Here is a 5828-nt window from a genome sequence, read left to right as displayed (position 1 = left end):
GGGAATGACTGGTGGAAAATTTGAAGGCACTCCTTAAAGAAAACAACGTTCCATTTGAATTGATCGACCATGATATAGCAATACGAACGGCCCAGGAAGGTGCAGCATATTTCGAAATTAACGTCGGACAAACTGCACCGACACTAATACTCAAAACTGACAAAGGCTTCTTCGCCTTAATTATGTCAGGTGACCGAGGTCACGTAGATTTCGATGAAGTTGCAAGTATTTTAGGCTGCAAGAAGGTAAAGTTAGCTGGGGCAAGAGAAGTTGAAAAAGTAACTGGTTGTACTGTAGGAAGTATCTCTATGGTGGGACATAATTTACCTTGTATCATTGACAAGCGATTATCTCAATACTCCAACATTTACGGAGGTTCTGGAAAGGCAACATGTACCTTAAAAATTAACCCAAGTGCACTGGTGAAACTAAATAAAATTATTGCAACCCTTGAGTAAAGCGATATTAAGTTATTTGCGGATTTCCTAAAACTCTAAATTTATTTAACAGTACGGATATCAAATACACGTATAACAAAGTGTTTGCGACACTTTGCAAAGATGAAAGCGGTTGTTCGGGAGAACAAAGATTTCGCTGGAACGACACCTGACTCTGGGATAATTGTTAAGGAGAAGAATGGTAAGGAATTTAGCATTCTTCGATCGGGTAAGGACTTTGAAGTTCAACGAAAAGATGCATTAGGACAAATTCATTCACATTGGGCTATCCAAAAGGAAATTAAAACACTGTTAGATGAATTATCACATTAGAAATAGGACGGGGTTCGTCGTATGAAGGAGTCGTATATGGATATCCAAATAATCGTGGTTATTATACTGAACTTGGGATAAATAAGCCAAAGGTTGATTCTATTCGTAACGCTTCACCTTCGATTATTTTTCGCAAAGGGAATATAGTAGTAAAAATCCTCGTTCATCTGTTGGTACTGTCACTTCAGGAAAATTCGGCTTCTGAAAGGAGAAATAGACTATGGAAGAAACCAAAATAGCTGCTGGGTCAATTGATGAATATATTCAAAAATTCCCCTCTGAGGTTCAGGAAATACTTAAAAATTTAAGAAAAGTGATAAAAGAGTCTGCACCAGATGCAGAAGAAAAAATGAGTTATCAGATGCCTACTTTTACGCTACTTGGAAATCTCGTTCATTTTGCAGCTCATAAGAATCATATCGGATTTTATCCAACTCCGAGTGGAATTAATGCTTTTAAACAAGAGTTATCGGAGTATAAAGGCTCAAAGGGTGCAATACAATTTCCCATTGTAAAGCCAATACCGTACGAATTAATAAGCAAGATAGTTAAGTTTAGAGTTGCTGAGAATATTGAAAAGGCAGAAGGTAAATTAAAAAAGAAGAATCTAAAATTCGTTTGAATGTTATAACTCAACGTCGCAAACCCTTGGGAAGTTATGTGCTATGGTGCTATCGAAATATAATTGTGGAGGATGAAATTGAAATATTTAATTGTAGTTTTTTTGTGGGTTGGATTTGGAGTGATACACAGTATTCTAATTGATCTTCGGGTTTCCAATTGGGCAAATCGAGTACTGGGAAGATACTTCACATTTTACAGACTTGGATACAATTTACTTTCCTTGGTTTTGTTTTCTGCGATGTTGTATATCACAAAAACCTTGGATTCAGAGTTGATCCTTAAATTCGTACCACCCTGGACAATAGTGCAGCAAGTTTTGCTTATAGGCTCCGGTGTCGTAATAATTTGGGCTTTTCTAAGTTACGATGTCTTAGAATTCGTTGGCATTCGTCAGCTTATGAGCTTTGGTAAGAAAAAGGGGTTTTATTATCCGAAGACAATTACTAAAAAGGGGTTATTAGGCATAGTCCGTCATCCAATATATTTCGCAACTATAGTATTCATTTGGAGCCTCAATTCTACTCGGGTGGACATTGTTGCGCATTTGGTACTCACCATTTACATATTGTTAGGAATTAGACTCGAAGAAAGTAAACTGGTTAAAGAATTTGGTTTGGCATACACCCAGTATCAAATGGAAGTACCGGCATTAATTCCATTCACCAAAAAGTTGCAACGCACAAAGTAGCCCAATTTCTGTCATATCCGCAAATTTGGGAGGGAGTGAAAAATTCTGGCAATCAAGTCCGTATATCGGTCTGAAAGGCCGGCGAAACGTTCGAGGTTTCGGCTGTTTCTAGGAAGGCTTTACTTTGTCTGGCGTCGATACTTCCAATGGTTTTTTGTCAGGTCAACAAAGTACGCGGCAACTTTACAGACAAGTCAACTTCCTTTCAAGGTGTCAGAGCATAGCACTCCATTGTATCGGAGCCTCCGAAATGTTGATATGTGGCTACAGGAAAACAAAGTAACCAACTTGAAGTTGGCTACGGCAAAGATAAATGGGCTAGTTCTTAAACCAGGAGAGACATTTTCCATTTGGCGTTTGGTTGGCAAGCCTACTAAGGCAAAAGGTTTCTCTGAAGGGATGGTCCTAAATAATGGTTCATTTATTCCCGGAGTAGGAGGGGGACTATGTCAACTCTCAAACCTTATTTATTGGATGACCTTACATACTCCGTTACAGGTTACGGAGCGGTGGCGTCACACTCATGATGTATTTCCGGATGCCAACAGGACGCAGCCATTTGGAAGCGGGGCCACAGTTGTTTACAATTATATAGATTTACAAATAAAGAATGAGACCCAACACAGTTATCAGCTTCTGATAAAAGTAGGGGAATCGGATTTAGAAGGAGATTGGCGTTGTGAACAACCATTACCCCAAAAATATGAGGTTTACGAAAGTGATCATTTGATCACACAGGAGTGGTGGGGAGGTTACATGCGCCACAACGTTATTAGGCGTAAGATGTTTGACTTGGATAACAATCAAATAGGTGACGACTTTATCACTGAGAATCATGCAATTATGATGTACGAACCGATGTTGGCAGGAGGTATGGAGGTTTTATAAGCATGGACGTGGATTTAGAGTTTTTAATTAAGGGTGTAATCATCGGATTTTCAATTGCGGCGCCTGTAGGCCCGATTGGAGTTCTTTGTATTAGGCGAACACTGGCAGAAGGAAGGCTATCTGGCTTCTTGTCAGGATTAGGTGCGGCTACAGCAGATGCAACTTATGGAATGATCGCCGGTTTCGGCTTGACAAGCATATCAAACTTTTTAATTGGACAACAAATATGGCTGAGGCTTATCGGAGGATTCTTTCTTTGTTATTTAGGAATTAAGACATTTAAAGCAAAAACCCTAGATGAGACAATATCGTCTAACAAACAAGGGCTAATAGGGAATTACTTTTCCACGTTTTTACTCACAATTACTAACCCAATGACGATTATTTCCTTTGCAGCTGTCTTTGCTGGATTAGGAATAGGGACACTTCAAACCAATTATTTCTCATCGTTAGTATTGGTAACCGGAGTATTTTTTGGTTCAGGTCTATGGTGGCTGACTTTAAGTACACTTGTTTATGGCCTCGGAAAGAGATTTGATACTAAAGGATTAATATGGGTAAATAAGGCTTCAGGAGTAATAATATTGATATTTGGTCTTATTACTTTGGCGAGCATTTGGGGGCGCAGCTTTATATAACGAGGGTTATATGACCATTATTTAGTATGAGATCTTGAATGATCTTCTAGTTGTCTTTAAACCAATTTCGAATCCTTCTGCTTGGATGGAAATAAGAAATGAAAGACCAAAAGGTAAGTGGTGGAAGATTTACATAAAGCAAATTAAATAATTCATAGTCATCGGTAAGCTGGATTTTGAAGGCTTTGTTAGAGGATTAGCCGTCATAGCGGCACCTAATAGGAGGAGTTCTTTTGGGATCAACTAAAGTAAGGTTATTTATAATACTTTTTGTTACACTGCTCTTAGTTTGGGGGTGTAATAAGGATCGTAACGACAATAAGGATAGCACAGTACATAATTTTTCAATATTCTTAGTCAAAGATTTATCTACATCTGAAGCCATGAGCAAAAACCTTGATGAATTACCATTAGAAAATTTACCAGTGCTTACCGATAAGGAAATTAGAATATACAATTGGAAAGAACACACTTTTTCATTAAAGGAAGGGTTCAGTCTAGAACGAAAATTAGAAGGGAAAGTTCCGTTAAGTGGGAAGCCTTTCGTTGTTGTTGCTGATAGTAAAAGAACATATCTTGGGAGTTTTTGGACTCCGATTTCTTCATTATACATTCCTGATATTCCAACTATCTATTCCATATGGTTTAAAGAGCATGAAAATGATATCTACACAATTAAATATGGAAAAGAACAACAAGATCCAAGAGATAACATACGAATATATGATTCTCTACTGAGTTTAGGGAAAATAGATAATAACTGAGCGTCATCCAGAACAACGTAAAATACAAGATAGCTTTCAACTGCATCATCCGAGTATAATTAGTGCACATTTGGAGGGAAATGTGCACTAATTATAAATAAAACAAATATGAAGGGAGGGCTTTCCATGAGACATGTTAATAAAATAATTAGTTGTGTCATTACAATTTTTATATTATCTTTATTTACTGTTGCTTGTTCAAACGCAAGTAGTAATTATAAAAGCCAAAACGAAAATCTGCAAAATGAAAATCGACAATTAAAAGATAAAATAGCGCAATTAGAGGAAAGTGTTAATGATTATAAAACAAAGGAACTTAAACAAAATGATCTTTCAATATCAAATGACGAAATCCTCGATAAAGTTAGGTTTATTGAAAAAGAGAATAAACTTTTATTATTACCTCTAGAGGATTCCAGAGTGGTTAGAAATATTCAGACAAATACACTTGCTAAGGTTATTGATAGAGGCATTGTTGACGACCTGACATGGATTTATGTTGAAATCCCAGTACATGATTCACCTATCTTCTCCAAAGGTTGGATAAAAGAAAATGAGACTGTCTTGTATACTCAAGACAAAGTACGGTTAGTCCCAGAGTGATGTAGCAATCATAGCAGGAGCAGAGGTTTATGAAACCTTTAAGTTTGGAGATATAAAGAATACAACCCCAGAAAAATTAATAAATGGAGGTAGTGGCCGTCTTGAAGAAAAGAACGATGGTTACTGTAGAATTTCTCAAGCAGGTGGGAGAGACATATGGGTTAAGGAGAGTTCAATAGCGTATCCTGGAAATTAATATTACAAGGAGAAAGGTAAAAGGGGTTGTCGTCTAAAAGAGTTTAAATAATTGGTACCAAAAAATAATAGTGAAAGGAGTTATTAATATTGTCTGTCGAAGATGCATTTAGGGGACATAATATGAATAATATTAATATGATATTTTTATTTGCCACTGTACTTCTAATTATTGCACTAATTCAAAAAGTAAACCCTGCTTTTTCTATAACTTATCATTTTAATAGCAAACCTTCTTACGTTAAAGCCAAATTTATTGCCAAATTACTTACCTCGGCTACAATGTATATTAGTGGAATATACGTGTATTATTTCACCGACTTAACTAAATCGTCAATGTGCTCTGCGTATGCTTTTATTATTCCTTATATTTTGTATCATGTGTATAAGTGGGGATTAGTAAAACTTATTGATTTTAGAAACAAAAACAAAGAAAAACACTTGGAGGATTCCAATGAACAATAGGTTAATGTCGAAGAATAATAAACCATTACATGTGGGATTATTACTAATCTATTTTGCTGTTTTAATTTGGTCTGTAATTTATCCACGAGATTTGTTTACTCGGTTTTTAGAGGTACTGCCTGCGCTCATCGGGCTAGCGGTTATAATCATTACTTATAATCGATTTAGACTGACTAACTTAGTTTATTTACTG

General features: G+C 36.5%; 9 protein-coding genes and 1 pseudogene. All 10 read left to right on the top strand.

What is annotated here, in order from left to right; genetic code table 11:
- Nucleotides 1-11 precede the first annotated feature (11 nt).
- Complete coding sequence (locus UF75_RS24400) at nucleotides 12-458, top strand: YbaK/EbsC family protein (RefSeq protein WP_045577113.1); 447 nt, start codon at nucleotides 12-14, stop codon at nucleotides 456-458.
- Nucleotides 459-560: 102 nt separating this feature from the next.
- Entirely contained in the window at nucleotides 561-770 is a 210-nt protein-coding gene (locus UF75_RS24395) for a hypothetical protein (protein WP_052693614.1), read from the top strand.
- A 220-nt stretch (nucleotides 771-990) separates the two neighbouring features.
- Complete coding sequence (locus tag UF75_RS24390; RefSeq protein WP_045577112.1) at nucleotides 991-1392, top strand: DUF1801 domain-containing protein; 402 nt, start codon at nucleotides 991-993, stop codon at nucleotides 1390-1392.
- Between the two features lie 72 nt (nucleotides 1393-1464).
- Nucleotides 1465-2082 carry a DUF1295 domain-containing protein gene (locus UF75_RS24385; protein WP_156146602.1) on the top strand — a complete coding sequence of 206 codons (618 nt, stop codon included), beginning with the start codon at nucleotides 1465-1467 and terminating at the stop codon, nucleotides 2080-2082.
- A gap of 45 nt (nucleotides 2083-2127) precedes the next feature.
- The gene (locus tag UF75_RS24380) at nucleotides 2128-2970 is read left to right on the top strand and encodes a VanW family protein (RefSeq protein WP_045577111.1); all 843 of its coding nucleotides are present in this window, start codon (nucleotides 2128-2130) and stop codon (nucleotides 2968-2970) included.
- A 2-nt stretch (nucleotides 2971-2972) separates the two neighbouring features.
- Nucleotides 2973-3608: a LysE family transporter gene (locus tag UF75_RS24375; RefSeq protein ID WP_242860417.1), complete on the top strand. Its 636-nt coding sequence runs from the start codon at nucleotides 2973-2975 to the stop codon at nucleotides 3606-3608.
- A 233-nt stretch (nucleotides 3609-3841) separates the two neighbouring features.
- Nucleotides 3842-4372 (top strand): hypothetical protein, encoded by a 531-nt coding sequence (locus UF75_RS24370; protein ID WP_045577110.1) that lies wholly within the window; start codon nucleotides 3842-3844, stop codon nucleotides 4370-4372.
- Nucleotides 4373-4498: 126 nt separating this feature from the next.
- Nucleotides 4499-4975 carry a hypothetical protein gene (locus UF75_RS24365; RefSeq protein WP_045577109.1) on the top strand — a complete coding sequence of 159 codons (477 nt, stop codon included), beginning with the start codon at nucleotides 4499-4501 and terminating at the stop codon, nucleotides 4973-4975.
- Nucleotides 4976-5260: 285 nt separating this feature from the next.
- Nucleotides 5261-5635, top strand: a complete 375-nt coding sequence (locus UF75_RS24360) for a hypothetical protein (RefSeq protein ID WP_045577108.1) — start codon at nucleotides 5261-5263, stop codon at nucleotides 5633-5635.
- Nucleotides 5625-5828 (top strand): annotated as a pseudogene (locus tag UF75_RS29680) (DUF2238 domain-containing protein); the annotation flags it as partial. The gene UF75_RS24360 and the pseudogene UF75_RS29680, both read left to right, overlap by 11 nt.

It is taken from the genome of Desulfosporosinus sp. I2, assembly GCF_000960765.1.
Taxonomy (GTDB): Bacteria; Bacillota; Desulfitobacteriia; order Desulfitobacteriales; family Desulfitobacteriaceae; genus Desulfosporosinus.
The sequence above is the reverse complement of the archived record's forward strand: the minus strand, read 5'-3'. Positions and strand labels throughout refer to the sequence as shown.